This window comes from Corallococcus sp. EGB (assembly GCF_019968905.1).
In the GTDB taxonomy this organism is placed as follows: Bacteria; Myxococcota; Myxococcia; order Myxococcales; family Myxococcaceae; genus Corallococcus.
Map to the genome: position 1 here is coordinate 8,317,644 of NZ_CP079946.1, position 25,075 is coordinate 8,342,718.

19 protein-coding genes are annotated in these 25,075 nt (G+C 70.8%); 11 read left to right on the forward strand and 8 right to left on the reverse strand.

Annotation, left to right across the window (positions count from 1 at the left end):
* The first annotated feature begins 42 nt into the window (after positions 1–42).
* A complete protein-coding gene (gene bla / locus KYK13_RS33875; RefSeq protein WP_223638338.1) occupies positions 43–789 on the forward strand; it encodes a subclass B1 metallo-beta-lactamase in 747 nt (248 codons plus the stop codon).
* A 6-nt stretch (positions 790–795) separates the two neighbouring features.
* Here bla and KYK13_RS33880 read toward each other — a convergent pair whose 3' ends face one another.
* The 3 genes from KYK13_RS33880 to KYK13_RS33890 form a co-directional block, all read right to left on the reverse strand.
* Positions 796–1,200, reverse strand: coding sequence for a hypothetical protein (locus KYK13_RS33880; protein ID WP_223638339.1), 405 nt, complete (start codon positions 1,198–1,200; stop codon positions 796–798).
* A 71-nt stretch (positions 1,201–1,271) separates the two neighbouring features.
* The gene (locus tag KYK13_RS33885; protein WP_223638340.1) at positions 1,272–2,198 is read right to left on the reverse strand and encodes a CHAP domain-containing protein; all 927 of its coding nucleotides are present in this window, start codon (positions 2,196–2,198) and stop codon (positions 1,272–1,274) included.
* A gap of 33 nt (positions 2,199–2,231) precedes the next feature.
* Entirely contained in the window at positions 2,232–7,769 is a 5,538-nt protein-coding gene (locus KYK13_RS33890) for a hypothetical protein (RefSeq protein WP_223638341.1), read from the reverse strand.
* A 325-nt stretch (positions 7,770–8,094) separates the two neighbouring features.
* On the opposite strand from KYK13_RS33890, the gene KYK13_RS33895 reads away from it, so the two are divergent.
* The gene (locus tag KYK13_RS33895; protein WP_223638342.1) at positions 8,095–8,595 is read left to right on the forward strand and encodes a GNAT family N-acetyltransferase; all 501 of its coding nucleotides are present in this window, start codon (positions 8,095–8,097) and stop codon (positions 8,593–8,595) included.
* A gap of 78 nt (positions 8,596–8,673) precedes the next feature.
* The gene (nth, locus tag KYK13_RS33900) at positions 8,674–9,444 is read left to right on the forward strand and encodes an endonuclease III (protein ID WP_223638343.1); all 771 of its coding nucleotides are present in this window, start codon (positions 8,674–8,676) and stop codon (positions 9,442–9,444) included.
* A 3-nt stretch (positions 9,445–9,447) separates the two neighbouring features.
* On the opposite strand, the gene KYK13_RS33905 is transcribed toward nth, so the two are convergent.
* On the reverse strand, positions 9,448–10,716 hold the full coding sequence (locus tag KYK13_RS33905; protein WP_223638346.1) for a phosphatidylserine/phosphatidylglycerophosphate/cardiolipin synthase family protein: 1,269 nt from the start codon (positions 10,714–10,716) through the stop codon (positions 9,448–9,450).
* 153 nt (positions 10,717–10,869) lie between these two features.
* Here KYK13_RS33905 and KYK13_RS33910 point away from each other — a divergent pair, with 153 nt between their 5' ends.
* The 5 genes from KYK13_RS33910 to KYK13_RS33930 all read left to right on the forward strand — a co-directional run bounded on the left by KYK13_RS33910 (position 10,870) and on the right by KYK13_RS33930 (position 17,815).
* Positions 10,870–13,284, forward strand: coding sequence for an acyl-CoA dehydrogenase (locus tag KYK13_RS33910; protein WP_223638349.1), 2,415 nt, complete (start codon positions 10,870–10,872; stop codon positions 13,282–13,284).
* A 56-nt stretch (positions 13,285–13,340) separates the two neighbouring features.
* On the forward strand, positions 13,341–13,796 hold the full coding sequence (locus tag KYK13_RS33915) for an ester cyclase (RefSeq protein ID WP_223638352.1): 456 nt from the start codon (positions 13,341–13,343) through the stop codon (positions 13,794–13,796).
* A gap of 119 nt (positions 13,797–13,915) precedes the next feature.
* Positions 13,916–15,304: an MBL fold metallo-hydrolase gene (locus KYK13_RS33920; RefSeq protein ID WP_223638355.1), complete on the forward strand. Its 1,389-nt coding sequence runs from the start codon at positions 13,916–13,918 to the stop codon at positions 15,302–15,304.
* Complete coding sequence (locus tag KYK13_RS33925) at positions 15,297–15,746, forward strand: DUF3293 domain-containing protein (RefSeq protein ID WP_223638358.1); 450 nt, start codon at positions 15,297–15,299, stop codon at positions 15,744–15,746. Before KYK13_RS33920 ends, KYK13_RS33925 begins: the two co-directional genes overlap by 8 nt.
* Positions 15,747–15,880: 134 nt before the next feature.
* Positions 15,881–17,815: a bifunctional UDP-sugar hydrolase/5'-nucleotidase gene (locus tag KYK13_RS33930; protein ID WP_223638361.1), complete on the forward strand. Its 1,935-nt coding sequence runs from the start codon at positions 15,881–15,883 to the stop codon at positions 17,813–17,815.
* 4 nt (positions 17,816–17,819) lie between these two features.
* Here the strand turns inward: KYK13_RS33930 and KYK13_RS33935 are convergent, their stop codons facing one another.
* The 3 genes from KYK13_RS33935 to fumC all read right to left on the reverse strand — a co-directional run bounded on the left by KYK13_RS33935 (position 17,820) and on the right by fumC (position 20,620).
* Positions 17,820–18,143, reverse strand: a complete 324-nt coding sequence (locus KYK13_RS33935; protein ID WP_223638364.1) for a hypothetical protein — start codon at positions 18,141–18,143, stop codon at positions 17,820–17,822.
* A 222-nt stretch (positions 18,144–18,365) separates the two neighbouring features.
* A complete protein-coding gene (clpP, locus tag KYK13_RS33940; RefSeq protein WP_223638367.1) occupies positions 18,366–18,965 on the reverse strand; it encodes an ATP-dependent Clp endopeptidase proteolytic subunit ClpP in 600 nt (199 codons plus the stop codon).
* A gap of 257 nt (positions 18,966–19,222) precedes the next feature.
* Positions 19,223–20,620 carry a class II fumarate hydratase gene (gene fumC / locus KYK13_RS33945; protein ID WP_223638370.1) on the reverse strand — a complete coding sequence of 466 codons (1,398 nt, stop codon included), beginning with the start codon at positions 20,618–20,620 and terminating at the stop codon, positions 19,223–19,225.
* A gap of 168 nt (positions 20,621–20,788) precedes the next feature.
* Here fumC and KYK13_RS33950 point away from each other — a divergent pair, with 168 nt between their 5' ends.
* A complete protein-coding gene (locus KYK13_RS33950) occupies positions 20,789–21,268 on the forward strand; it encodes an MOSC domain-containing protein (RefSeq protein WP_223638373.1) in 480 nt (159 codons plus the stop codon).
* A gap of 31 nt (positions 21,269–21,299) precedes the next feature.
* Here the strand turns inward: KYK13_RS33950 and KYK13_RS33955 are convergent, their stop codons facing one another.
* Positions 21,300–21,659: a PspC domain-containing protein gene (locus KYK13_RS33955; RefSeq protein WP_223638376.1), complete on the reverse strand. Its 360-nt coding sequence runs from the start codon at positions 21,657–21,659 to the stop codon at positions 21,300–21,302.
* A 273-nt stretch (positions 21,660–21,932) separates the two neighbouring features.
* Here KYK13_RS33955 and aceB point away from each other — a divergent pair, with 273 nt between their 5' ends.
* Positions 21,933–23,555 (forward strand): malate synthase A, encoded by a 1,623-nt coding sequence (aceB, locus tag KYK13_RS33960; protein ID WP_223638379.1) that lies wholly within the window; start codon positions 21,933–21,935, stop codon positions 23,553–23,555.
* A gap of 64 nt (positions 23,556–23,619) precedes the next feature.
* Positions 23,620–24,906: an isocitrate lyase gene (gene aceA / locus KYK13_RS33965; protein WP_223638381.1), complete on the forward strand. Its 1,287-nt coding sequence runs from the start codon at positions 23,620–23,622 to the stop codon at positions 24,904–24,906.
* The last annotated feature ends 169 nt before the right edge of the window (positions 24,907–25,075 follow it).

Consider the following 25,075-nt stretch of genomic DNA (forward strand, 5'->3'; position numbering starts at 1 on the left):
CTCGCGACGGGCCTTCCCTGCTGTTCCCCTCACAGGAACCCCATGAATCCCTTTCGCCTCGGCATCCTCCTGTTCTTCGTCACGGCCTGCGCCTCCACGCCCTCCGTGCCTCCTCCCCCTTCCCAGGAGGAGTTCGTGCTCGCGAAGGACGTGCGTGTGAAACGCATGGCCCCGGGCGTGTGGATGCATGTCACGGAAGCGGGCGGGGACTGGGCGGGCGTGACCGCGAACGGGCTCCTCGTGGAGGACGGTGACACGTCCATCCTCGTCGACACGGGCTGGACGCCGGAGCACTCCCGGGCGCTGCTCACCTGGGCCCGGGACACGCTTCATCATCCCGTGCGCGCCGCGCTGGTGACGCACTTCCACCTCGACCGCACGGGCGGCATCCCCACGCTCGACGCGCAGGGCATCCCCGTCCACGCTCGCGAGGACACGGCGCTCCGCGCGAGCAAGCAGGGCAACCCCGTCCCCTCGCAGCGGCTGAAGGATGCGCAGGACTTCGGACCGCTGTCGGTATTCTTCCCCGGCGCGGGGCACTCGCCCGACAACCTCGTCGTCATGCACCCGGCGTCGGGCATCCTCTACGGTGGCTGCTTCATCAAGGATGCCCACGCGAAGAACCTGGGCAACCTGGAGGACGCGGACGTCGCCGCATGGCCCTTGAGTCTCCAGCGCGAGCGCGAGCACTTCCCCAACGCCCGCGTCATCATCCCCGGCCATGAGCAGCCCGGTGGAACGGAGCTGCTCGACCACACCGAGGCCCTGCTGGAGGAGGCCTCGCGCTGAAGCGCCTCAGTCGTCCCGGTGCGCGTGGCCCTTCTTCTTGCCACGCCCCGGGCCGTCCCAGTCGTCATCGTCGTCCCAGTCGCGGCCCCGCCGGTCCTTCACCTTGTCGTTCACGCTGATGAGCTGGCGCGAGAACGCGTCGTAGTCCAGGTGCAGGTGGCCCTTCTCGCCCCGGCCATCCACGCGCATCTTCACCTTCCACACGTTGTTGCCGGTGAGGTGCGCCTCCTTCAGCTCGCAGCGGTAGCCGCGGGCGCGGCACTGGTCGAACCCGCGCCGCACGGCTTCGTCGTAGCTCATCGCCACGGGGCGGGACGGCGGCGGCCTTGGAGGCGGACGCGAAGGACGCGTCTCCGCCACGATGCAGCCGGACGACAGCAACAGGCTTCCCAGGAGCAGGGGCAGTCTCATGCACGGGATGACGCCACACCCGCGCAAGGATTCAAACAGGCGCCCCGTATGCCTTTGCGGCTGCGGTGAGACTACAAACCTCCAGGCGAGGCGAACGCGACGAACAGCTCACCCGCGAGGTACGCGCGCATCCCCTTGCTCGCCGGACGGATGAAATCGTTGAGCAGCGCACCGGAGCTCAGCCTGTGGACCGTGGGGAACGCCAGGTTCATGCGGCTGCGCGCCACGCCCTTGCCGCCCCGGTGGATGAACGTCACGGTGCCATCCGGCGCCACGGACTCCACGACCGCGATGTGCGTCATGCCGTCGTTGCGCTTGCCGTCGCGGTTGCGGTCGTAGGTCTCCTTGAAGAACGCCAGGTCGCCCGGACGCGGGTTCAGCCGGTGCACGGCGCCCGCGGCCTGCGCGCGGCGGAAGATGCCCGTCACCGCGTTCTCGCCCGCGAGGAAGCCGTGCGCCACCAGGTCGATGCCGGCCTGCAGGTACGCCAGCCGCACCAGCCCTGAACAGTCATTGGGCACCGAGCGGTCCAACCGCCGCGAGCCCACCAGCTGCGCCGCGCGCGCCACGATGCCGCGCGCCAGCTTCGACGGCGGCGGCAGCAGCTCGTCCCAGAAGCCGCCCGGCCCCTGCGTGGGTCCGGTGAGGAGCGCCGCCGCCTCCAGCGCCGCCGCGATGACGCCCGCCTCCTCCGGCACCGGGGGCGGCTCCGCCTCCAGCAACGCCGCCAGACCCTCGCTGCCCTCCGGCGTCACGAAGGCCAGTGGCGGGGGCGCTTCAGCCTTCACCCCGAGTGCGCCCTCCGCGCCCACCGGCGCGACACTCGGTGCTTCAACGACGGGCGGCGTGACGGAGGCCGCGCCTGGGAGTTCCACCGCCACGTGGGGCGCGCGGTCCGGGACGTGCGCACAACCCACCAGGCAGCCCAACGACATCAGGGTGACGAGCGACGAACGGCGCAGCAGCAACAAGTCCTCCGGGGGTGAAGACGGGCGCATTCAACCCCGGAATCGTTTTACTTCAAACAGGGATCATCCTTCCCAGGTCGCGAGCAGGTCGCGCACCCGGGCGTACTTCTGGAGCAGGGTGGCGCGGTGGGCGCTGAGCACCACCATGAATCCCACCACCGCCAGGCCGAGCAGCGACAGGAACGCGGCGCCCATGCGGTGGTCGCGCATGCCGAAGCGCACCAGGTTGGCGGCCACCGCCGTCACCAGGAAGGCCGAGCCCAGGTACACGTAGGAGCGGATCCGCAGCGCGATGCCCGCCCCCACGCCGACCAGACAGAGGAACACGCACAGGAGCATCGCCCCGCCGTCGTTGAAGAGCAGCGGCTTCCACGCGCCGGCCACGTAGATGCCCGTGACCGCCAGGGCGCGCAGCTGCGCGTAGGCGTCCCTCGACAGGCTCTTGCGGAAGACGCGCAGGAGCAGGAGCAGGGAGAGGCCCGCGGGGATGGCGTAGTACTGCGGCTCGCCGGAGCCGGTGCCCAGCCAGACGAAGTACAGCGCCGTGTTGAAGGCCGCGACGGACACCAGCGACGCGAGCCCCTTGCGCTGCGTCAGCGCCCCGAGCGCCGCGAAGTGCGCCGCGTAGCCCACGAGCAGCGCCACCGCCACGAACGGCTGGCTCCAGGGCACCGTCAGCAGGCCCGCCAGCGGGAAGAACCACGCGCCCGCGATGGCGGGGCGGCGGAAGGCCTGACGGCCCGCGCCCTCACGCCGCACGAAGAGGTACAGGCCGGTGAAGGCCGCCCCCCCGAGGATGGACACCAGGCTGTCCGCGGCGTCGGGGCGCGCGTCCAGGCCGATGAAGCGCACGCAGAAGTAGCCCATCGCCACGGCCGCCTGAGCAAGCCACGCGGCGGCTTCGTCCTCCTCGCGCGCCGCGTGGCGCACCAGGGCGAACAGCAGGACCGCGAGCCCGCCGCACGCCACCCACGCCTCGCGCGACGCGCCGCCCGGCAGGCGCACCGCCAGCACCGCGAACAGCACCTCCACGAGCGCGACGAGGGAGAACGCCCGCCCCATGCGCCCGCGCACCGCCTTGCCCGCCACGGACAGCACCAGCGTGGCGAGCAGCGCCGTCGCCGCGCCGAAGTACGGGAGGATGAACTCCGCGCCCCGGCCGGTGGAGTGCGTCGCGGCGTAGTGGAGGAGGAAGGCGTGCACGGCGAAGAGGGACGCCAGCCACCCCACCCACTCGCGGTCCCGGCGGCGCAGCACCACCACCCACGCGGTGGCCCACGCGAAGAACACGCACAGCGGCATGCCCGGATGCGTGAGCGAGCGCAGGCCCCCCAGCGACACCAGCGCCATCAGCGCGCCCCCCTGGTGCAGGGCCGCGCCCACCTCCACGCCGCGCTTGTCCAGCGCGAAGCCCGCGACGGCCAGCAGCAGGCCCGTGCCCGCCACCGCCGCCGGAGCCCACAGCGGCGGCACGGCGGCGACCAGCACCAGGCCGAGCAGCGCCGTGGCGACGTTCATCATCCAGCGCTCGCGCGTCACCATCAGCGTGAGCGACGCGGCGCCCGCGACCAGCGCCACCGGCAGGGTCAGCTCGCCCGGCCCCATCTCCAACAGCCGCACGCCCACGAGCAGCGCCACGGTGCCAGCGCCGCCGGCCCACAGCGGTTCGCTCCAGGTGCCCTCGATGCCCGGCGTCAGACGCGCGGTGGCGTTCGTCAGCGCGCGCTGCACGGCGCCGGACTGGCACAGCGCGGACAGCAGCGCGGCGGCCAGCCCCACGGCCGCGACGAGCAGCGCGCCCTCGGGACGCCACATGCCCACCGGCAGGGTCTCCGTCTGACCCAGCGGCGCCAGCGCGAACGCCGCCACCGCCGCCGTGAGCAGCCAGCGCTGCGACAGCAGGAACGCGGCCACCAGCAGCACCGCGCCCAGCACGGCCAGCGAGCCCGGCGTCGGCGACACCAAGGTGGAGATGGCCGCCACGCCCAGCGCCGAGCCCGTGGCGCAAGCACGCAGCGCCTGGTCACGCGGGCCGCGGAAGAAGGTGGCCAGGGCCTGGGGCGCGTGATGCTCCGCGAGCGCCAGGGCCAGCAGCAGGCCGGTGGCCCAGGGCCGCGCCTCCGGGATGAACAGCGCCAGCAGGGACGCGGCGATGACGCGCACGGAAGGCAGCGGGCCTGTCATGGGCACCAGCGCGATGGCGCAGAGGAGGGCCGTGCGCTGACTCAGCCAGTGCTCCGAGAACGCCAGCACCAGTACGCCCAGGCACGCGACCGCCACCTGCATCCCCTTGGACAACTCGTGGCGGGGGCCCTCTTCGCGCGAGCGCAGGAGCAGCGAGGCCACGGCGGGCACGTGCTCCACGACGCGCACCACGAGCAGCGGGAAGAGCGGCAGCAGCGCGGTCCACAGGGGCGGCGGGCTCCAGGCCGTCAGGGTGAGCGCGCCGTAGAGCACCATCAGCGCCGCGACGAAGGGCTGGCGCAGCGCGCGCGTCCACACCAGAGGCAGCAGCGCGGGCCCGATGAGCGCGAGCGGAATGGCGCCGTGGACCTGGGACAGCGCGTGCCCGTGCCATGCGTAGGAGGAGAGCGCCAGCACCGTCATCGCGCCCAGCGAGGAGACGCTGACGAAGGACTCGCCGCCCGAGGCCATGCGCCGCACTGCGGGCACGTCGTCCAGGAGCGCCAGGAGGCTGAGGAACGCGGCGAGCCCCAGCAGGGCCAGCGGGCCGGCCGTGTGCACCGCGACGGCGGCCTCGATGGTGGCCAGCACCATCCCCAGCGCCACGGGCAGCGTGCGGGCGGTGAAGAGCGCCGCCAGCGCCGCGCCCATCAGGAACAGGGAATGATCACCGGAGCGGGCCAGGCCCAGGGGCACCAGCGGCAGGATGAGCGCGAGGATGCCCGCGACGGTGGTGCTGCCGCTGCGGCCCTTGCGCGCGGCGACGACGGAGCCCAGGAGCGAAGCGGTGATGAGCAGCACCACCGACAGTCCCGGCGACAGGCCCCACGCCGTGTAGAGGTCCGGGATGTCCGGCAGGAGCGCCAGGCCCACGAACACGACCGCGAACGGCCGCACGCCCGGGATGCCGCGGGAGGCCACCGCCACCGTCGCGGCGGCAGTGACGAGCACGGGCCCCATGAAGGTCTTGTCGGACAGGCCCCACACCACCGCGAGCCCCGCGTACAGGAGGCCCGGCACGCCGAACCGCTTGAGCAGACCGCCGCGCTCGCCCAGGAGCGCCAGCACCAGCGAGCCGCCCACCATCGCCGCGACCAGCGCCTGCGTGGAGTGGGCTCCGGCGAGCTTCGGAAGGATGGCACCCGCGAGGAAGGCGCCGTAGGCCAGGTATCGCTCGTCGCGCAGCCGGAACGCGACCAGGAGGACGCCCGTGCTCCCCAGCGTCATGCCCACGACGGGCGCGGCGACAACAGAAGACGTTCCGAGCGCGATGGCGAACCCGCATGTCGCGATGACGCCGACGACGGCGGAGACGAAGCGCTGCGTGCGTTCATCAACGAGGCGCCAGGCAATCCCCGCCAGCCCCAGGGCCAGTACGCCCGCCACGACGGCCGCGGTGCCCATGTCGAAGAGGCGGAGGGCGGAGAAGGGCAGCACGGCGAAGAGCACCGAGCCCACGGCCGACAGCGGGAAGCGCTTGAACAGCAAGCCCGCGCCCAGGGACATCACGGCCAGCGCGAGCGTGGCGAAGAAGGCCGGGCGCGAGTCGGGGCCCAGGTGTCCGAAGAGGGCGAACGCGGGCGCGGCCCAGGTGGTGGCGCGCAGCAGCACGTCGGCGATGCCCAGGGAACGCGCGTCACCGGCGCGCTCGCCGCGCTTCTGGCAGAAGAACGCGAGCACGAGCCCCGCGAGCACGAACGGCAGGGCCGTCAGCGCGCCATACTGGAAGGGCAGCGGCGCCGAGGGCGGGTAGCCCATGCGCGTCTTGATGGCGTTGATGAGCAGGGTGAGGGCATGCGGAACCAACTGCGCGCTGGTCGCATAGCTGAAGTACGCGCCCGCGTACGCCGGGTAGAGCCACGGCAGGCGGTTCACGGGGCCGCGAGACAGCGACACGAGCGTGCCGGTGAAGATGGCGGCGGTGAAGAAGAAGGCCGGCTTGGTGCCAACGATGGCGCCCGCGAGGCAGGCCACCTGGAGCGCGATGGTGATGACCGCGAGCGGATCCGCGGCGCGCTTCTCCTCGAGCGTGCGGAAGCGCAGGCAGGTGGCGAGCAGGAACGCCGCGAAGGGCGCGTAGGTTCCCGGAGGAACAGAGGTGCCCGCGGCGCTCAGCCCCAGGTGCAACCGGATGGCGAACAGCGCGGTGAGGTACAGGGGCGCGGCGAGCGTGAAGGCGAGCACCCTGCTCTTGCGAGGCGTGGAGGGGGCCTTGCTCGACAGCAGGAAGAAGAGGATGCACGGCAGGGTGTTGAGCCACACCGCCGGAGCGCCCAGCCGCGCGGCCAGCGGAGCCAGCCCCATGATCAGCGTGGCGCCGACGAGGCCCAGCTGGATGAACGGGCGGGAGGGAGCATCGAAGAAGTCGACGGGCTTTCGGGCGAGCCAGGCGGCGGCGCCGGCCCAGACGAAGAGCAGCGGCACGAGCAGCAGGGGGCTCACGCCGTCGAGCTGGAGGGCGTCGCCCAATCCCAGGGGCCCCAGCGCGACGCCGCCGAGCGGAGCCACGGCGGCGCCGATGAGGCCGAGGATGTGGCCCGGCTTGCGGAGCGAGTCGCGGCGGGCGAGGTAGCCGCCCCACACGGAGAAGCCGGCGGAGTAGCCCACGGTCATCAGGAAGACGGTGAGCGAGCGGGTGACGGACGTCATCCCGTCCCAGGACTCGAAGACGAAGTAGAGCGTGCCGGAGAGGATGAGGAACGCGCCGATGAACCACGCGATGCTCTCGTAGAGGAACGGCCGCCACACGCGGCTCCACGAGGAGGTCTCCTCGACGAGGCGGGCGGTGCGGCTCTTCGGAGCAGGAGGCTCCATGAACGGCTCGCCCGGGTTCGGAGGCAGCCGGCGGGCCGAGGACGCGCGTGCCGCGCTCACGGCCTCCGAGCTGGACTCGGCGGACACCCGCGCGGCGGTCAGCCGGCGAGCCGCCGAACCATCCGACAGCGAGGCGATGCCCAGACACGCGATGAGGTCGAGCGAGTTGAAGTGGAACGAGGAGCCCGTGGCGGCAGGAGTCGAGGAAGCGTCAGGGACAGCGGCGAAAGCATTCGAAGCGGCGACAGCGTCAGTGGCGACAACGTGAGCAGAGTGCGCGACGGCAGCGACATCAGGAGCGGCAGTTTGATCAGCGGGAGCCTCCGCGACGGCGACGTGCGCGGCAGGGACGGAGTCCTCCGCGGTGTCGGAGGTCACGGTCTGCGCGACAGGGGGCTCGGTGGAAGCGGCATCCACGGAGGGAATCGTCACGGGGCCGAGGGCGACAGCGCCCTCCCCCGTTGACGGAGCCGCCACGGCTTCACGAGGCTCGACGGGCGCGGAGGCCAGCGCCTCGACGGGCGTCTCGGTGAGGATGGAGAGGAGGACGCGGGCCTGTCGCTCGTAGCGCTCGGTGAGGCGGCGGCCGACGTGGATCGGCACATCGTGCGGGTCCCAGCGTCGCACCTCATCCAGGAGGAAGTGGACGTGCGCGAGCTCGGCCTCGACGGCGGCTCTGGCGCGGGCGGCGAGACGATTGCCACAGACGACGCACTGGGACGCGCTTCCCAGGCGTTCTTGTCGGCAGGCGGAACAGTACATGGAACTTCCCCCTCTACAACGACCGTGCCACGCAGGATGCCCTGGAAGGACAAGGGATTGGAAATCACCGGGGTGTATCAGGCGCGTGGCGGTTGTGCAGGGCGCTGCACACGTGCACACCCGGCGCCGCTGGCCGGCGGGCTTGAGTCATGGGACGGTGCGCGCCATGAGCACGGAACTGACGTTGAGGCCCATCGAGGCCCGGGACGACGCGGCGATGGCGGCGGTCATCCGCGCGGTGATGCCGGAGTTCGGAGCGGACGGTCCGGGGTTCGCGATCCACGACCCGGAGGTGAACGCGATGAGCGCGGCCTACAGCCGTCCCCGGCACGCGTATTTCGTGGTGGAGCATGGGGGCCAGGTGGTGGGAGGCGCGGGCATCGCGCCGCTGGACGGAGGAGCGCCGGACGTCTGCGAGCTGCGCAAGATGTACTTCCTGCCCACGGCCCGAGGCCACGGCATGGGTGAGCGCTTGTTGAGACACTGTCTGGAGTTCGCGCGAAGCGCTGGCTTCCGGCAGTGCTACCTGGAGACGCTCGCGGGCATGGAGCAGGCCCAGAAGCTCTACCGCAAGGTCGGCTTCGAACCGCTCTGCGCCCCCATGGGCCGCACCGGCCACTTCGGCTGCGACCGCTGGTATGCGCTGAACCTGCCCCAGTCCGCCTGACCGCCCGCCCACCGGCCCGGCAGGTGCGCTCGGCCGGTCACGCCCTCCGGACCCAACTTCCCAGGTCAGGAGGCCCGCATGGCGGTCAAGAAGCAGTCCCGGTCCACGACGACGGCAGGTCCACGGCGGGCGCCGCGCGCCCAGAGCGCCCGCACCGCGCACGCCGCGCCCTCACGCACGGACACGGACAAGCGCCCCTTCGACATCGAAGAAGTCCTCCGCCGCGTGCGCCATGAGGTCCGCGCCTTCGCCGACGCGGCCATGTTCGAGCTCGCCGCGAAGGGCCATGGCTCCCTCTTCGAACAGCTCATCGCGTGCATCCTCTCCATCCGCACGCTCGATGAGGTCAGCCTCCCCGCGGCCCTCCGGCTCCTCGGCCGCGCCCACACACCCGAAGCCCTCGCGCGCCTCACTCCCGCGGAGATCGACGAACTCATCCGCCCCGTCACCTTCCACGAAGGCAAGGCCCACCAGGTCCACGCCATCGCCGTGCGCACGCGTGACGAGTTCAACGGCCAGCTCCCCGCGGATCCGGACGTGCTCCAGTCCTTCAAGGGCGTGGGCCCCAAGTGCGCGCACCTGGCGCTCGGCATCGCCTGCGGCCATGAGGTCATCAGCGTGGACATCCACGTCCACCGCGTCACCAACCGCTGGGGCTACGTGAACGCCTCCACCCCGGAACGCACGCTCGCCGCGCTCGAAGCCGTCCTCCCCCGCCCCTACTGGGTGGAGCTCAACCGGCTCCTCGTCCCCTTCGGCAAGCACGTGTGCACCGGCTCGCGGCCCAAGTGCTCCACCTGTCCCGTCCTCCCCTACTGCCGGCAGGTGGGCGTCACCTCCCACCGCTGAGGCCTACCGGTCGTGCCCCGCCCACTGCGTGGCCCTTCGCGCGAACCTGCGCCACGGGTTCGTCCGGCCGCCGTTCTCCAGCGAAATCTCCTTCGAGTGCCGCACGTCCTTCTCCCAGCACTTCTCCATCTTCGCGGCGATCTCCTTGTCCTCGAACACCAGCGACCCTTCACTCAACTTGTTGAGCGACAGTGAGTCCAGGTTCGTGGAACCCACGACGCACAACCCGTCGTCCACCAGCATCGTCTTCGAATGCAGCATCGCCGGCTGGTACTCCCAGATGCGGACGCCCGCCGCCAGCAGCCGCTCATACGTGGACCGCTGCGACGCGCGCACCACCGGCACGTCGTGATTGGGCCCCGGCCCCATCACCCGCACGTCCACGCCCTGCCGGACCTTCTCCTCCAACTGCTCCAGGATGTCGTTGGGCGGCGTGAAGTACGCGTTGGCGATCCACAACCGCTTCGTCGCCGCCGCGATCACCACCCGCATCATCCGCTCCGCCTCGGTGATGCCCAACCGCCCGGAGCTGTCGATGAACGCCGCGCACCCGCCCCCGTCCGCCTTCAGCTCCGGGAAGCACTCGCGCGGCAGGAACCCCCCGCCTGATTCAATCCAGTGCTTGGAGAACGTCACCTGGATGCGGCGCACCTCTGGCCCCTCCACGCGGATGTGCGTGTCGCGCCAGTTGTCCGGCCTCAGCCCGTCCCCCTCCCACACCTTCCAGATGCCGAAGCCGCCCGTGTACGCGATGCGCCCGTCCACCACGACGATCTTCTGGTGCGACCGGCTGAACAGCCGTCCCAGCACCTTGCCCGCGAGCAGCCGGTAGTAGTGCACCTCCACGCCCGCATCCGTCAGCCGCCCTTCAATCTGCTGATCGAAGTCCTTGTCCCCGGACGTCTCCTCGCTGCCAATCGGATCCACCACCACGCGGCACTGCACGCCCGCGCGCGAGCGCTCCGTCAGCGCCTCCACGAACCGGTCCGACAGCTCACACGGCCGCCAGATGTACACGAGCATGTGCACGCTGTGCTTCGCCGCGCGGATGTCCTCCAACATCCGGTCGAAGACCTGGCTGTTCTCCAGCAGGTGCATCCGGTGTCCCGGCGACAGCCCCACGCCCGTGGACTGGTAGAGCGCGAACGAGAAGCCCTCCGGCCCCGGTGGCAGCTCGAACGGCCCCTGCATCTCATGCTTGCGCGTCTCGTCACTGCCGTCGAACCCGTGGGCTCCCGGCTGGGGCAGCAATGCGTCCATCAGCTCGCTCATGGCACCCGCAAGCTAGGGACGCCGGACGGCCTGCGGCAGCCATCGCCTGCCCGCCCGCTCCATCCGGTGAACAGGTGCCCATTCCACCGTTGCCGGAGCCTTCCACGGTGGCAACACTGCCGTCTTTTCGGCCCGTCGCCTGGAGAGACCCGCATGCTCGACGCCCCTTCTCGCCCCTCCGCCCGGGAGCTCCTGTCCCTGCCCAGCCTCGCGCCGCTGGTCCCCATGCTCTACATCGCGTGGACGGACGGCGAGCTGACCAGCGATGAGCTCCGGGCCCTGGGCGCCGCCGCCCGTTCCCAGCCGTGGCTGGACCTCAAGTCCAGCTCCGTCCTGGCCCTCTGGGTGGATCCGCTGCGTCCGCCGCCGCCCCGCGAGCTCTCCATCGTGCGCGAGCACATCCGCGCCACCGCGGAGAAGCTGGCCACCAGCCCACGGCAGAACCTGGCGGAGCTGGGCGTGCAGCTGGCCCAGGCGCTCGCGGGCGAGGCGCCCCTGAGCATCTCCCCGGCGGAGCTGGCCCAGGCCCTGGCCTCCATCGAGGCCACCCTGGGCGTGGATGGCAAGGAAGCGGTGCGCTCGCTGGTGCCCAAGGCGTCGCGCGTCCCGCGCGCGGAGCCCCGCTCGCACACGGCCTCCTTCGACCCCGCCGCGATGAACGCCGTGCTGGAGCGCACCTACGCGAACGTGCGGCAGCAGGTGCGCGGTTGGCTGGAGGACGCGGACTTCCGCTACAAGGAAGGGCTGTCCACCACCGCCTACCGCGACCAGGTCTTCGACTGGCTCAAGCACCTGGCCCATGACGGCCTGGGCCTGCTCGCCTACCCCAAGGGGCGCGAGGGCGGCGGAGACCTGGGCGCGTTCATCGCGGCCTTCGAGACGATGGCCTTCTTCGACCTGAGCCTCGTCATCAAGGCGGGCGTGCACTTCGGCCTGTTCGGCTCCAGCATCCTGTTCCTCGGCACCCGGCGGCACCACCAGCAGTACCTGCCCAAGGTCGCCACCCTGGAGCTGCCCGGCTGCTTCGCGATGAGCGAGCTGGGCCACGGCTCCAACGTGCGCGACTGCGAGACGGTGGCCCGCTACGACGCGGCCACGCGCGAGTTCATCCTCCACACGCCGTCGGAGACCGCTCGCAAGGAGTGGATCGGCAACGCCGCCCGCCACGCGCGCATCGCCACTGTGTTCGCGCAGCTGGAGGTGGACGGTGAACGGCTGGGCGTGCACGCGCTGCTCGTGCCGCTGCGCGATGAGCACGGCAAGGTCCTGCCGAACATCCGCATCGAGGACTGCGGCGAGAAGATGGGCCTCAACGGCGTGGACAACGGCCGGCTGTGGTTCGACCACGTGCGCGTGCCGCGCGAGAACCTGCTCGACCGCTACGGACAGGTGACGGAGGCCGGGGAATACACCTCCGCCATCACCGGCGACTCCAAGCGCTTCTTCACCATGCTGGGCGCGCTGGTGGCGGGCCGCGTGAGCGTGGCGTGCGCGTCCCTGAGCGCGGCCAAGAGCGCGCTGACCATCGCCGTGCGCTACGGCGACCTGCGCCGCCAGTTCGGCCCCCAGGGCGCGCCCGAGGTTCGCCTCCTGGACCACCAGGCGCATCAGCTGCGGCTCCTGCCGCTCGTGGCCAAGGCGTACGCGGTGGACTTCGCGCTGGAGTACCTGGTGGACCGCTACGTCCACCGCACGGAGGACGACGCGCGCGAGGTGGAGGCGCTGGCCGCGGGCCTCAAGGCCTACGCGTCATGGAACGCCACCGCCACCATCCAGGAGTGCCGCGAGGCGTGCGGCGGCCAGGGCTACCTCACCGCGAACCGGTTCTCCTCGCTCAAGGCGGACACGGACGTGTTCACCACCTTCGAGGGCGACAACACCGTGCTCATGCAGCTGGTGGCCAAGGGCCTGCTCACCGGCTACCGCCAGCGCTTCGAGGACGACCGCGTGTTCGCCGTGCTGCGCCTGCTCGTGGATCAGGCCACCACGGTGCTCACGGACCGCAACCCCATCGCGGGCCGGCGCACGGACTCGGACCACCTGCGCGACAGCGACTTCCAGCTTCGCGCCCTGCGCTTCCGCGAGGAGGCCCTGCTCGCGTCGGTGTCCAAGCGCATCCGCAAGCGGCTCACCGCGGGCGTGGAGGCCTTCGACGCCTTCAACCAGGTGCAGGCGCACCTGCTGGCCCTCGCGCACGCGAGCGTGGAGCGCATCGTGCTGGAGCAGTTCCTGCGCGGCGTGGCGGACGTGCAGGACGAGTCCCTCAAGCCGGTGCTGGGGCGCATGGCGGACCTCTTCGGCCTGTCCTGCCTGGAGTCCGCCAGCGGCTGGTTCCTGGAGCACGGCTGGCTCACCGCCCCCAAGGCCCAGGCCATCCGCAAGGAGCGCGTGAAGCTGTGCGAGGAGCTGCGCCCGGACGCCGTGGGACTGGTGGACGCGTTCGGCATCCCCGACACGTGCCTGGCGGCGCCCATCGGCCTGGGGCGGCTGGCGCCCGGCGGTGAACGGTTCGACGACACGGAGGGTGACAGCGCCCGCGCGGCCCCGGCAGATTCCCGCGCGTCATGAGGACCAGTGTGTCGTGGGTGGTGTTGGGGCTCGTGGGACTGACCGGATGCGCGGCCATGTCCCCAGCGGAGCGGGCCCGGCGGGTGGGTGAGTCCAACAAGGAACGCACCCGCCTGTTCACCGAGGAGATCTACAACCAGAAGCGCCTGGAGCGGCTTCCGGAGTACGTCGCACCCGACTTCGTGGACCGCTCCGAGGGCGCGCCCCAGCACCTGCGCGGCCCGGAGGTGGTGCGAACCCAGGCGGAATCCGGGTTCACCCTCTTCCCCGACCTGAGGTTCGAGCTGCTCCACGTGATGGCCGAGGACGACTGGGTGCTGGTGCGCTGGCGCGCGACGGGCACGGACACCCAGGGCCCGCCCACCGTGGACGGCAGGTCCCGCCCGCTCACGTTCCACGGCGATTCGCTGTACCGGCTGCGCGACGGCCGGCTGGTGGAGGCGTGGGACCTCACGGACCGGTTGGATCCGCTGCTCCAGCGCGGGTTCAAGGTCGTCCCGCCGGAGTCCTGACCCCGCCCGCGCGAAACGGCCACGGGTCGGGCTCGACGCTGCTGAAGTCGGGAAAAACCGGGACGTAGCAGGACGTCTTCCCATTGACACTGGGACACCGGACCCATCAGGGTCCGGGGATGGGGATCTTCGCCGGACGCTCGCTGGCCGCGGACAAGGCCCGCCAGAAGGCCTTCCGCACGGCCTTTCCCTCCTACGGCCCCCAGCGGTCCTGGGGCGGCAGGCTGCTGCGCCTGTGCGGGTGGGGCCTGCTCCTGCTGGGCGCCTTCGCGCTGGTGGTCGTCATCGACGGGTGGCGTGCGTTCGGCCAGGGAGCGGAAGGCGCGCGGCTGGAGCGGATGGCGCGCTCGCCGCAGTGGCACGACGGCGGGTTCGAGAACCCGCAGCCCATCCTGAACAACTGGGAGCGGACGCTGACGGACCTGTTCCACTCGAGCCCGGAGAGCTCGCCCCGGATGCCGGTGGTGGTGGACCGCATCGACCCGAAGCGCTTCGCCACGCCGCCCGAGGACGGGCTGCGCGTCACGTGGATGGGGCACTCGTCCACGCTGGTGGAGGTGGACGGGCACCGCGTGCTCACCGACCCCGTGTGGGGCGAGCGCACGTCGCCGCTGGAGTGGATTGGCCCCAAGCGCTGGTTCCCGGCGCCCATCGCGCTGGACGCGCTGCCGCCCATCGACGCGGTGGTCATCTCGCACGACCACTATGACCACCTGGACTTCGCCACCATCGAGGCGATGAAGGATTGGAACACCACGTTCGTGGTGCCGCTGGGCGTGGGCGCGCACCTGGAATACTGGGGCGTGCCGGCCGACCACATCGTGGAGCTGGACTGGTGGGAGCGCACGAAGGTGAAGGGGCTGGAGATCGTGTGCACGCCCGCGCGGCATGCGTCAGGCCGGTTCCTGCATCAGAACAAGACGCTGTGGGCAGGTTGGGCGCTGGTGGGGCCGCAGCACCGCGTCTACTACTCCGGCGACACGGGCCTGTTCCCCGCGATGGAGGAGATTGGCGCCAAGCTGGGGCCGTTCGATTTGACGATGATCGAGACGGGCCAGTACGGCGCGGGCTGGCCGGACTGGCACCTGGGGCCGGAGCAGGCGGTGCTGGCCCACCGGCTGGTGCAGGGCCGGCTGTTCCTGCCGGTGCACTGGGGGCTGTTGACGCTGGCGTACCACGGCTGGACGGAGCCGATTGAGCGCTCGCTGGTGGCCGCGAAGCACGACGGCGTGGGCATCACCGCGCCCCGGCCCGGGCAGGACTTCCTCGCGCTGGCGCCGCCCCCCGTGGAGCGCTGGTGGCCGGAGCGGCCCTGGAAGACCGCGGAGGAGGCGCCCATCGTGGCCAGCCAGATTCCGCCCAAGCTGCGGGAAGGACACCCGGCGCTCCCGCTGCTCCCGGCCCCCGCGGCCGTGAGCCCGCAGACGCAGGCTCCGAAGCCGCAGGCCGGGAAGCCACCAACCCCGCCGCCGGGCACAGGGCCGGCGGTCGCGACGCCGCATGAGTGACGGGCGGCGGGCCACGCTGCTCGCGGCCTTCCGGGCCACGGGCTACGTCGTGCGCCCGCACCCGCTCGTTGGAGGCCGCAAGCACGTGCTGCGCGTGGGCGCCTTGCATCCAGCGCTCGACGCCGCGCTCACCGCGCATGGCCTCACCACCTGGGCCTTCATCACCGCGTGGAATCCCCACGCGCATCGGCGTCCGCCTCGCACCAACGCGCGGCTCCAGCAGCGCCTGCTCGCGCTGCTCGAAGCGTGGGGACACCCCGCTGTCTCCGCGGTGGGCGTGGCGGAGGACCGGCGCTGGTTCGAGGAGAGCCTCTTCGTCCCCGGCCTGCCCCGCGACGAAGCGCTGCGCATCGGCCGCCTGTTCGACCAGGAGGCCGTGCTCTGGGGCGCCGTGAGCGGCGCCGCGGAGCTGGTGCTGTGCCGTGAGGGCGCCGGCTCCTGAGCCCGCGCCGGGTGTCGGTCCGGTCACATCCACCGGGCCGACACCCATTCGGAACCCGGCCCTCACATCCGCGCCACGAGACGATGCCAGGGTCCCGCACCTCGCCGCGCCCCCCTGCCCCAGGAGCCGCCTCGATGCAGCCTTCCGTCCCCCGCCGCGCGCGTGAAGTCGCGCGCCCCAGTGCCTTCCTCCTCGCCGGAGCCTTCGTCACCGGCCTGCTGCTCGCCTTCCACGGCGGCTGCGGCAACAACGAGTGCACCAACGCCTTCGACTGCCAGGAACAGAACGCCGCGCCGGAAGGCCAGGGCTGGACCTGCGTGGACCATGTCTGCAAGGCGGTCACCTTCCAGCCTCCGCCCGGCAACCACGACGCGGGCACCGGCACGGAGGACGCGGGCACGGAGGACGCGGGCACCGGCACCGGGGACGGCGGCACCGTCGCCTTGAAGCTCATCGCCTTCAATGACTTCCACGGGCAGTTGGAGCCCGCGGCCGGCAGTGGCGGACAGATTGTCCAGGCCCTGCTGCCGGACGGCGGCGTGGACACCAACAGCCGCGTGAACGCGGGCGGCGCGGTGTACCTCGCGCGCCACATCGCGGACCTGCGCGCGAAGAACCCGAACTCCATCGTGGTGTCCGCCGGTGACCTCATCGGCGCCACGCCGCTGCTGTCCGCGCTCTTCCACGACGAGCCCACCATCGAGGCCATGAACCACATCGGCCTGGACCTGAGCGCCGTGGGCAACCACGAGTTCGACGAGGGCGGCACGGAGCTCTTGCGCATGCAGTCCGGCGGCTGCCACCCGGTGGACGGCTGCCAGGACGGCACCGGCTTCTCCGGCGCGAAGTTCAAGTTCCTCGCGGCCAACGTCGCGACCGGCCCCAACAGCACCCTCTTCCCGCGCTACGACGTGCGCACCTTCCAGGGTGTGAAGGTCGCCTTCATCGGCATGACCCTGGAGGGCACGCCGAACATCGTCACGCCCACCGGCATCCGCGGCCTGGAGTTCAAGGACGAGGTGCAGACCGTCAACGCGCTCGTCCCGGAGCTGAGGTCGCAGGGCGTGAACGCCATCGTCGTCATCGTGCACGAGGGCGGCATCCCCGCCCTCGACTCGCTCTACAACGAGTGCAAGGGCATCACCGGCCCCATCGTGGACATCGCCGCGCAGCTGGACCCCGCCGTGAGCGTCATCGTCAGCGGCCACACGCACAACGCCTACAACTGCACGCTGAGCGGCAAGCTCGTCACCAGCGCCGCGTCGGTGGGCCGGCTCGTCACGGACATCGACCTGACGCTGGACGCCACCTCCGGCCAGGTCGTGAAGGCCCAGGCCCAGAACGTCATCGTCACCCGCACGGTGGCGCCCGACCCGGAAGTGGCGGAGCTCATCACCCGCTACAAGGGCATCAGCTCCCCGCTGGAGAACCGCGTCATCGGCTGGATTGAGCAGACGCTCACGCGCAGCAACATCCAGACGGACCCCACCGGCCAGTCCACCATGGGCTTCGTCATCGCGGACGCGCAGCTGGAGGCCACCCGGCCCGCGAACCTGGGCGGCGCCCAGATTGCCTTCATGAACCCGGGCGGCGTGCGCGCGGACCTGGTGCGCGACCCGGCCGACCCCAACGACAAGGGCGCCGTCACCTACGGCGAGGCCTTCACCGTGCAGCCCTTCGGCAACAGCCTGGTCACCCTGACGCTGACGGGCGCGCAGATCGAGCGCCTGCTGGAGCAGCAGTGGCCCAACGCCACCACCACCCGCATCCTCCTGCCGTCCGCGGGCTTCAGCTACGCGTTCAGCGAGTCCGCGCCCGTGGGCTCCAAGGTGGACCCCGCCAGCATCAAGCTCAACGGGACGGTCATCGACCCGGCCGCCACCTACCGCGTCACCGTGAACAGCTTCCTGGCTCCCGGCGGCGACGGCTTCAGCGTCCTGCCGGAGGGCACGAACCCGCTGGGCGGCGCGGTGGACTCGGACGCGCTGGAGGCGTACCTCGCCAGGCACAGCTCGGAGGCCTCGCCGTTGCCGGCCCCGGCGCTCGACCGCATCACCCGGCTGCCTTGAGCCCTCAGTGGCCGCCCGAGCCCCCCGAAGCGGGGCTCGCGATGCTGGGCCGGAAGGCGCTGTCGGTGGTGGGGGTGGGCGTGATGTCCAGGCGCCGCGCCCCCGTCACCCGCTGCGCGAGCTCATCGAAGTTGAGCGCCAGGAGGCTCCCGGAGCCCTCCTCCGGGAGCCCGAAGCGGACCCGCCAGTAGTTGGGATGGAACCGCACCTCCTCCGTGTCACCGCGGTCCACCTGCACGATGGCGCTCTGCCGCGCGTACTCGGGTCCTCCCTGGACGACGTCGCGCTCGCCCAACTCCTCCTGCACCGATTGGGAGTTGGGCGGCACGGGTGGGCGGCCCGTGGGGCCAAGGCCAACGGAGGCGCAACCCACCCCTGTCAGGAGGGCAGGCAGCAGAGCGGCGGCAAGGAAGCGGGAGACCATACCCGAACGCTGGGCACGTCCCCGTCAAGCTGCACCCAGGGGCGGCTTGCGGCACCACCACCCGTCGCGTGCCCGCCCGGAGCAATGGCGCGGGGCCTGCGCCTGCGGGCCCCGCTGGAATGAAAGCTACTTGGGCGCCGGCACGCCCGAGGCGCGCTCCACGACCTCGTCGATGAGGCCGTACTGCCGGGCCTCCTCGGCGCTCATGAAGTAGTCGCGCTCGGTGTCCTTCTCGATGCGCTCGATGGTGTGGCCCGTGTGCTTCACGAACAGGCCGTTGAGGTACGTGCGCAGCCGGAGGATTTCCTTCGCCTGGATGTCGATGTCCGTCGCCTGCCCCTGCGCGCCGCCGAGCGGCTGGTGAATCATGATGCGGCTGTTGGGCAGGGCGTAGCGCTTGCCCTTGGAGCCCGCCAGCAGGAGCAGCGCGCCCGCGGAGGCCGCCTGGCCGATGCAGATGGTGGACACCGGGCACTTGACGTACTGCATCGTGTCATACATCGCGAGCGCCGCCGTGACGGAGCCACCAGGCGAGTTGATGTAGAGGTTGATGCCCTTGTCCGGGTCCTCGGACTCCAGGAACAGCAGCTGGGCGACGATGAGGTTGGCCACATCGTCGTTGATGGGCGTGCCCAGGAGGATGATGCGGTCCTTGAGCAGACGGCTGTAGAGGTCGTACGCCCGCTCGCCGCGGTGCGTGGTCTCAATGACGAAGGGGACGTTCATGGCCCCCGTACCCTAATCGTCCCCTCTTCCGCGCGCTGCCCCCTTCTTGCCGGAGCGTGCGCTGTCCCACGCTTGGGCGCGCGGGAACGCTGTCTCCCGTTGCGCGGCCGGGCCGGCCTCCCAATCCCCCCCTCGCCGACACGCCCCCACCGTCGGGGCGAGCGGCGCGTCAGGCGGGGGATGGGGCCCGGGGTTGAAGCGGCCATCGGGCGCAGGAGCCGCCGGACCCGGGGGTGATGCCTTGAAGGAGGGGCGGCCTACAGGTTCCCGGTCATCTTCTCCGGGCGCACCCACTGGTCGAACTGCTCGGCGGTGACGAGCCCCAGCTCCACCGCCACCTCCTTCAGCGTCTTGCCCTGCTTGTGCGCCGTCTTGGCGATCTTCGCCGCGTTGTCGTAGCCGATGTGCGGGTTGAGCGCGGTGACGAGCATCAGGCTGCGCTGGAGGTTCTCCTGGAGGCGCGGGAGGTTCGGCTCGATGCCCACCGCGCAGTTCAGGCGGAAGCTGCGCATGCCGTCCGCGAGCAGGCGGCAGCTCTGCAGGAAGTTCTGGATGATGAGCGGCTTGAAGACGTTGAGCTCGAAGTTGCCGGACGCGCCGCCCAGGGAGATGGCCACGTCGTTGCCCATCACCTGGGCGGACAGCATGGTGAGCGCCTCGCTCTGCGTGGGGTTCACCTTGCCCGGCATGATGGAGCTGCCCGGCTCGTTCTCCGGGATGTTGATTTCGCCAATGCCCGAGCGCGGCCCGGACGACAGCCACCGGATGTCATTGGCCACCTTGAACAGCACCGCCGCCAGGCCCTTGAGCGCGCCGTGCCCCTGCACCAGCGCGTCGTTGGCGGCCAGCGCCTCGAACTTGTTGGGGGCGGTGACGAAGGCGTGGCCGGTGAGCTTCGCGATCTCCGCCGCCACGCGCTCGGCGTAGCCCGGGGGCGCGTTGAGGCCGGTGCCCACGGCGGTGCCGCCCAGCGCCAGCTCCAGCATGTGCGGCAGCGCGGCCTCGATGTGCCCCTTCGCGCGGTCCAATTGCGCCACGTAGCCGCTGAACTCCTGGCCCAGCGTGAGCGGCGTCGCGTCCTGGAGGTGCGTGCGGCCAATCTTCACGATGGACTGGAAGGTCTGGGACTTTCGCGCCAGCACGTCGCGCAGGGCCTGAAGCTCCGGCAGCACGTGCTTCACCACGGCCTCCACGGCGGCCACGCTCATCGCGGTGGGGAAGACGTCGTTGGAGCTCTGGCCCTTGTTGACGTCGTCGTTGGGGTGGACCTTGCGGCCCTCGCCGCGCTCGCCGCCCAACAGCTCCGAGGCGCGGTTGGCCAGCACCTCGTTGCAGTTCATGTTCGTCTGGGTGCCGCTGCCCGTCTGCCACACCAGCAGGGGGAACTCCTCGTCGTGCTGGCCGGCGAGCACCTCGTCCGCGGCCTTCACGATGGCCTGGGCCTTCTCCTGGGAGAGCGAGCCGTTCTCCTGATTCACCAGCGCGGCGGCCTTCTTCACCAGCACCAGCGCGTGCACGAGCGCCAGCGGCATGCGCTCCGAGGAGATGGCGAAGTTCTGGCGGCTGCGCTGGGTCTGCGCGCCCCAGAGCCGGTCGGCGGGGACTTCGATGGGACCAAAGGTGTCCTTCTCGATGCGAACGTTCTTCGAGCTCACGGTGGGGCCTCTCCAAGGCAGGAACGATGTCCCCGCGCGATTAACACCGCCGCGCCGCCACGGCAGGCCCGAGTGAAGGACGGATGCCGGGTCCCCAACGCTCGGCGAGCGGGGGAACGGCCGAAGTCCCCGCTCACCGAAGACGCCCGGGCGTTAGTGTGTCGCGTCGTGAGCACCCCGGGAGTCATCAAGGCCCTCTTCCTGGCCCAGGAGCGCGGCACGCCCATGCGCCGCGTCCCGGAGGCCCGCGCCGTGGAGCAGCACGGCTTCGAGGGCGACCGCCACCAGCGCAGGACCGTGGGCCACAAGCGCCAGCTCCTCCTCATGGATGAAGCCCAGCGCGAGGCGCTGGACGTGCCGGAAGGCGCGCTCAAGGAGAACGTGCTGGTGCAGGGGCTGCCCCTGGACGCGCTGCCGCCGGGGCAGCGGCTGGCGTTGGGGGACGCGGTGGTGGTGGAGCTGACCGAACCCTGCGTGCCCTGCTGGAAGCTGGACGCGCTGAGGCCCGGCCTCTTGAAGGAGAGCTGGGGCCGGAGGGGTCAGCTCGCGCGAGTGCTGAAGGCCGGCACCGTGCAGGAAGGCGACCCCGTGCGCCTGTTGGATGTGAATCCGGACGCGCCCCGCATCATCCGGCCCAAGCTGCCCTGAGCCACCAGACAGCATCGCCCCGGGGTGGCGCTCAGACGCGCTTCTCCCAGCGGGGCGTGTCGTCGTCCACCGGCGTGTTCGCGACCTTGGACACCCAGTCCAGCGTCCCCTGCAGCGGAGCCCGGCCGTAGGGCTTCGCCGGGACGAACGCCCAGAGCAGCAGGTAGAGCGCCGCGCCCATCCCCGCGGACGCGAACAGCATCAGCACGAACGCCACCCGCACCAGCGAGACCTCCACGCCCAACTCACGGGCCAGCGCCGCGCAGACGCCCAGCAGCGCCCGCCCCTCGCCCCGGTTCATGGGCACCGTCCGCGCACGGCAGTGCGGGCAGCGCAGCGCCTCCCCGGACAGCTCCCTCGAACAAGCCCTGCAGCGTGTCGTGACGTCCATGAGGTGACCTCCCGGTCAGGCCCCCGCTTGGCACATGGGGGTCTCATTCCTACCTACGGAGACCCACGGCCCTGATTGCGCCACCCCCTCCGGACCGTGATTCCGGGGGTTTGTGTCTCGCTGCGTCAGTCGATTTACAGATTTAATCCCGGTGATGTTGACAGCCTTACAGGCAAGCAGCTTCTAATTCACCAAGGCTTCCCATCCACAGACGGCGGGGACATCTTTCAGCCCGTTGAGCCGCTTTTACAACGCACTTAGTCAGGAGCCACCATGGACGCGCGCACCACCCAGAAGCCTCCCGACTTCGGCCCCGGCGTGACCGTGGAGGGGCCCTGGAACCCGGATTACGCGGAGGTGCTGACGCAGGAGGCCATGGCCTTCGTGGCGAAGCTGGCCCGCACCTTCGGTGAACGTCGGGAAGCACTGCTGGAGCGGCGCAAGCAGGTGGCGCAGGCCTGGCGCAAGGGCGAGCGCCCGCACTTCCTGGCGGAGACGGCGGACATCCGGAAGGGCGACTGGACCGTGTCCCCGGTGCCCGCGGACCTGCAGGACCGGCGCGTGGAGATCACCGGTCCGGTGGACCGCAAGATGATCATCAACGCGCTCAACTCCGGCGCCAGCGTCTTCATGGCGGACTTCGAGGACGCCAACAGCCCCACCTGGGACAACGTGGTGCGCGGCCAGCTGAACCTGCGCGACGCCGTGCGCAAGACCATCTCCTTCACGGCGGAGAACGGGAAGCGCTACGCGCTGAATGAGAAGCACGCCGTGCTCTTCGTGCGCCCGCGCGGCTGGCACCTGCCGGAGCGCCACGTGCGCATCGACGGCAAGCCCATCTCCGGCTCGCTCTTCGACTTCGGCCTGTTCTTCTTCCACAACGCGCGCGAGCAGCTCCAGCGCGGCACGGGCCCCTACTTCTACCTGCCCAAGATGCAGAGCCACCTGGAGGCCCGGCTGTGGAACGACGTGTTCCACCTGGCCCAGAGCGAGCTGGGCATCCCGCGCGGCACCATCAAGGCCACCGTCCTCATCGAGACGCTGCCCGCCGCGTTCGAGATGGACGAGATCCTCCACGAGCTGCGCGAGCACTCGGCCGGCCTCAACTGCGGCCGCTGGGACTACATCTTCAGCTTCATCAAGACGCTCCAGTCCGACCCGTCCGTGGTGCTGCCCGACCGGGGGCAGGTGACCATGGACAAGGGCTTCCTCAACGCATACTCGCAGCTGCTCATCCAGACCTGCCACCGCCGGGGCGCGCACGCCATGGGCGGCATGGCCGCCTTCATCCCCATCAAGGGGGACGCCGCCGCCAACGACGCGGTGATGGCCAAGGTCCGCGCGGACAAGCTGCGCGAGGCGAAGAACGGCCACGACGGCACCTGGGTCGCGCACCCGGGCCTCGTCCCCGTGGCGAAGGAGATCTTCGACGCGCAGATGAAGGGCCCCAACCAGGTGGCCAACAAGCGCGAGGACGTGCGCATCACCGAGGCGGACCTGCTCAAGGTGCCCTCCGGCACGCGCACGGAGGAGGGCCTGCGCCACAACATCCGCGTGGGCATCCAGTACACCGCCGCGTGGCTCGGCGGCCTGGGCTGCGTGCCCCTCTACAACCTGATGGAGGACGCGGCCACGGCGGAGATCTCCCGCGCCCAGGTGTGGCAGTGGATCCACCACGGCGCCACGCTGGAGGACGGCCGCAAGGTGACGCCGGAGCTGTTCCGCACGCTGCTCGCGGAAGAGATGAAGCGCATGGACCGCGAGGGCGCCACCGAGCGCTACGGCCAGGCGCACATGGAGAAGTCCCGCGAGCTCTTCGAGCAGCTGTCCACCGCGCCCGTCTTCGAGGACTTCCTCACCCTGCCGGCCTACGAGGCCCTCGACCCGCAGTCCTGACGCACTTCCAACCCGCTTCACCGAAGTCTTTTCAACCCTTCACCGCAGCCCGAGGAGTCCTGGCATGTACGACGCGACGCCGACCACTTCCGATGCCTCCCCCCACGCGAAGCTCCATGCGCAGCGCTTCGAGGGGATCAAGCGCAACTACTCCGACAAGGACGTGGAGAAGCTGCGCGGCTCCATCCGCGTGAGCCACACGCTGGCGGAGATGGGCGCCCGCCGCCTCTGGGAGCTGCTCCACACGGAGGACTACATCAACGCGCTGGGCGCCCTCACCGGCAACCAGGCCGTGCAGATGGTGCGCGCGGGCCTCAAGGCCATCTACCTGTCCGGCTGGCAGGTCGCCGCGGACGCGAACTCCGCCGGCCAGATGTACCCGGACCAGAGCCTCTACCCGGCGGACTCCGTCCCCACCGTGGTGAAGAAGATCAACAACGCCCTGCGCCGCGCGGATCAGATCGACCACGCGGAGGGCCGCAAGGACCGCTATTGGTTCGCGCCCATCATCGCGGACGCGGAGGCCGGCTTCGGCGGTCCGCTCAACGCCTATGAGCTGATGAAGGGCATGATTGAAGCGGGCGCCGCGGGCGTGCACTTCGAGGACCAGCTGGCCAGCGAGAAGAAGTGCGGCCACATGGGCGGCAAGGTGCTGGTGCCCACCAGCCACTTCGTGCGCACGCTGACGGCGGCGCGCCTGGCGGCGGACGTGATGGGCGTGCCCACGCTGCTCGTCGCCCGCACGGACGCGGACAGCGCCAAGCTGCTGATGAGCGACGCGGACGAGTACGACCACGCCTTCATCGACAAGGCGGCGGGCCGCACGGGCGAGGGCTTCTACCGCATCAAGGGCGGCCTGGAGTGCGCCATCGCGCGCGGCCTCGCCTACGCCCCGTACGCGGACCTGGTGTGGTGCGAGACCAGCACCCCGGACCTCGCGCAGGCCAAGGCCTTCGCGGAGGGCATCCGCAAGCAGTTCCCCAACAAGATGCTCGCGTACAACTGCTCGCCGTCCTTCAACTGGAAGAAGAACCTGGACGACAGCACCATCGCGAAGTTCCAGCGCGAGCTGGGCGCCATGGGCTACAAGTTCCAGTTCGTCACCCTCGCGGGCTTCCACGCGCTGAACTTCTCCATGTACGAGCTGGCCCGTCAGTACAAGGACCGCGGCATGGCGGCCTACAGCGAGATGCAGCAGTCCGAGTTCGGCGCGGAGAAGCACGGCTACACCGCCACGCGCCACCAGCGCGAGGTGGGCACCGGCTACTTCGACCAGGTGGCCGAGGTGATCTCCGGCGGCTGCGCCAGCACCCTGGCCCTGCACGAGTCCACCGAGGCCCACCAGTTCTAGGCCGGGCGGATCATCCCGAGGGCCGCTGAGGCCTTCGGAAGGCCGCGGCGTCCAGGGGAAAATTCCCCGGGATTCCGCGGCCTTCGCCGTTCTCGAGGCGAAAGAGGCAACTTCCCTCGGGCCCTGGCGATAATGGGGAGAACGAACTTGAAGCCCCACGGGTCCGCCT